Consider the following 3,521-nt stretch of genomic DNA (forward strand, 5'->3'; position numbering starts at 1 on the left):
GCATTCCTTCTACCGTCATAAGCAAATTGCGCTTGTTATAAATGGTTTCTTGAAGCAGAATCTTCTCCAGCTTCGACCAAAACTCATCACTGAGCATCAGGCCGGGCATCGCAAACTTGTTTTATTGGTGGTATAGAAACCTCAATATTACGAGTTTTCCTCTTTCTATTAAATACTTATCTTCAATCGTCAATAGACCCTAGCGATCTCACATATTATCTTGACAATCATCTCTCATATAATAAAAGCACTCCCATCTTCGGAGTCTTAAATGGCATTAGCCAAACCGACCTGTAATGTAGTCTTCCGTCTGCTTATTCTTTGGTTTGATGAATATTGTGTCTGTCACATTAAATTCTATTAATTCACCTAAGTACATGTAAGCTGTATAATCCGATACTCTTGCAGCCTGTTGCATATTATGAGTTACTATTAATATAGTAACTTTACTCTTTAAATCAGTTATTAATTCTTCAATACTGGCAGTTGCAATTGGGTCGAGCGCAGAGGTTGGCTCATCGAACAACAATATTTCTGGATCGGTTGCCAGTGCACGTGCTATACAAAGTCTTTGTTGTTGCCCACCTGATAAATTAAATGCCAAATGATGTAAGCGATCTTTTACTTCATCCCACAAAGCTGAGTTACGCAAAGCGACTTCAACCCTCTCATCCAAAATAGCTCGCTGTTTAATTCCTCTAACACGCAATCCATAAGCAACATTCTCATAGATTGATTTAGGAAATGGATTTGGCTTCTGAAAGACCATACTTATCCTCATCCGCACTTCAATCGGATCAACATTAGACGCTAAAATATTCACATCATCGGGGTAAAGTATAATTTCACCTTCATACCGATTACCCGGATACAAATCATGCATTCGATTAAAACAACGTAGAAATGTTGATTTACCGCACCCAGAAGGTCCTATTAATGCTGTAATCTTTTTATCATGCAAAACCATATCAATATTTTTTAGTGCATTAAACCCACCATAATAGAAACTTAGATTTTTAACTTCAGATTTAAACTGTCTTGGTTCACTTTTCTTGTCAGAATTCTCTTGCATGATCTTTTTTACCACTTAATATTTTTACGCATACGATATCGCAAATAAATTGCCAAACCATTCATAGCAAGCGTCATGATTACTAATACTAAACCTGCTGCTGCGGCATTCAGTTGAAAAGCTTCTTCCGGCCGTGATACCCAATTAAACATCTGTATCGGCATCACAGTAAAAGGCGCTGTTAGCCATTCAACTGAAACATATGGAAATTCATTCTTTATGGGTGATGGCGGCAAAAATGCAATAAATGTCAGTGCACCAATAGTAATAATCGGTGCCGTTTCGCCGATAGCTCGAGCTAAACCAATAATTATACCTGTTAGAATACCCGCGGATGAGTAAGGTAATAAATGGTCTGATACCGTTTGCCATTTAGTTGCCCCAAGCGCATATGCGCCCTCACGAATTGTGACAGGAATTGATCGAATCGCCTCTCGTGTTGCAACGATAACAACAGGCAGAATGAGCAGTGCCAAAGCCAATCCCGCTGCCAGAATACTTTGCCCAAAACCCAATTGATACACAAACAAACCTAATGCCAGCAAACCATAAATAATTGAAGGTACGCCCGCCAAGTTGGTCACATTGATTTCGATAATTTCTGTTAACAAATTTTTTGGAGCATACTCTTCTAAGTAAACACCCGAACCTATTCCTAAGGGTACTGCGGCAACTGCTGTGACTAGCATAACTAAAGTAGTTCCAACCCATGCCGAAAAAATCCCGGCAGATTCCGGCTTACGTGATGGAAATGATGTAAAGAAATCCCAGGATAAACGCGGCATACCATCAATTAACATATGCGCAAATAACGCCATAAAAGTCAATACCGCGACCATCAACGCAAAAATACCAGTTATCATAAAAAGTAAATCCCATCTTTTATGTAGACTGATAATCCTTCTAATTTCTTCTAGATTATTAACACTTTTCATCTTAAAACTTCACCGGTTGCTATTTACAGAAACCTCATGTATAAAAAATTAGTACGCATTTTTGCATGACACAATACTTATACCGACTCAGTAAATTTCTCGATAGCGCTTGCGTAATACATGTCCAATTATATTAAACACAAGCGTTATTAACAGCAAAGTTAGACCCGCAGCAAATATGGTTTGATAACCAATACTCCCATGTGGTAAATCGCCTAAGCTGACTTGTACAATATACGCTGTTATTGTTGCCGCTGGCTCCATTGGATTCCAGGTCAAATTTGGTTGCATTCCTGCTGCAATTGCAACTACCATCGTTTCTCCTACAGCACGTGATATGCCCAATATATACGCAGCCGCAATTCCAGAAAATGCAGCTGGCATAACAACCCTAACTGCCGTTTGAAAACGCGTAGCTCCCATTGCATAAGAGCCTTCTCGCAAATTCATAGGAACTGCACGCATTGCGTCTTCGGTCATCGAACTTACATACGGTATAATCATGATTCCCATCACGAGTCCTGCAGATAACAAGTTAAAACCAGGCAGTTCAGGGAAGATAACTTGTAATAAAGGAGTTACAAATAATAATGCGAAATAACCATAAACAACTGTCGGTACACCACCCAACAGTTCAAGGAAGGGCTTTGCTACTTCACGTATAGTGAATGGCGCAAATTCAGAAAGATAAATTGCAATAATAGTTCCCAGAGGAAGTGCAACCAGCAATGCAATTAATGAACTTACTACCGTACCAGAAACCAGTGGCAAAATTCCATAGTGTGCGTCATCAAATAATGGCGTCCATTGAGTATCTGTCAAGAAATCCCAGATAGATACATGTTGAAAAAATACAAACGATTCTTTCACTAGCATCATAATAATTGCAAACATTATAGCTACCGAAAGCACTGCCGACATAAATAAAAATATTTCTATAAACCTTTCGCGTAGATGCCGACGAAAGCTATAGCCTAATTTTCCAGCAGGAACTATTTTAATGTATGACTCTTCTGCCACTGTGAAAGCCCTTCTATAAGTTGAAGCATTATAGTAAGAGAGTTGCTAATCGAGAAAAGGAACAACTTCACTTCTAATCATGTGATTAGGATTAGCATTGATTTACTTCAGAAGAATTTTATTAAACACTCACATTCAAAAAGAATGCAAATTTGGTTATTTTTGTGTCTAAAAATAAAATTTATCAAAAAAATATCTCTTTGTGATGCTTTTTCTATTTTTTCATATATACAAAATTCTGGACATAAATTTCTTCCCAAAATCTTGTATATTCTATTTTAAAAATGAGGGAATCCAATGGAAACTAATCCTCGTCCTCATCTTCATCCTCGTCATCACCCTGAATTTCAGCTTTTACTTCACTTCCACCCGCTGTTTCATCATCCTCATCCTCATCTTCATCCTCTCCACTACCACCAACATCCTCTTCTTTCTGTAGTACCAACTTACCTGCTGCCAAACTCGCATTCAGATCCGTCTTCGCTACTTCCTCA

General features: G+C 38.3%; 3 protein-coding genes and 2 pseudogenes. All 5 read right to left on the minus strand.

The genetic code is table 11. The features are described from left to right. Positions 1 to 109, minus strand: a pseudogene (locus ACH10T_RS09685) (IS5/IS1182 family transposase); the annotation flags it as partial. A gap of 168 nt (positions 110 to 277) precedes the next feature. Then, on the minus strand, positions 278 to 1,072 hold the full coding sequence (gene pstB, locus ACH10T_RS09690; RefSeq protein WP_394809081.1) for a phosphate ABC transporter ATP-binding protein PstB: 795 nt from the start codon (positions 1,070 to 1,072) through the stop codon (positions 278 to 280). Between the two features lie 8 nt (positions 1,073 to 1,080). Next, the gene (pstA, locus tag ACH10T_RS09695) at positions 1,081 to 2,007 is read right to left on the minus strand and encodes a phosphate ABC transporter permease PstA (RefSeq protein WP_394809082.1); all 927 of its coding nucleotides are present in this window, start codon (positions 2,005 to 2,007) and stop codon (positions 1,081 to 1,083) included. 87 nt (positions 2,008 to 2,094) lie between these two features. After that, the gene (gene pstC / locus ACH10T_RS09700; protein WP_394809083.1) at positions 2,095 to 3,027 is read right to left on the minus strand and encodes a phosphate ABC transporter permease subunit PstC; all 933 of its coding nucleotides are present in this window, start codon (positions 3,025 to 3,027) and stop codon (positions 2,095 to 2,097) included. A 304-nt stretch (positions 3,028 to 3,331) separates the two neighbouring features. Then, positions 3,332 to 3,521: pseudogene (locus ACH10T_RS09705) on the minus strand (cytochrome C); the annotation flags it as partial.

It is taken from the genome of Nitrosomonas sp. (assembly GCF_043753625.1).
In the GTDB taxonomy this organism is placed as follows: Bacteria; Pseudomonadota; Gammaproteobacteria; order Burkholderiales; family Nitrosomonadaceae; genus Nitrosomonas.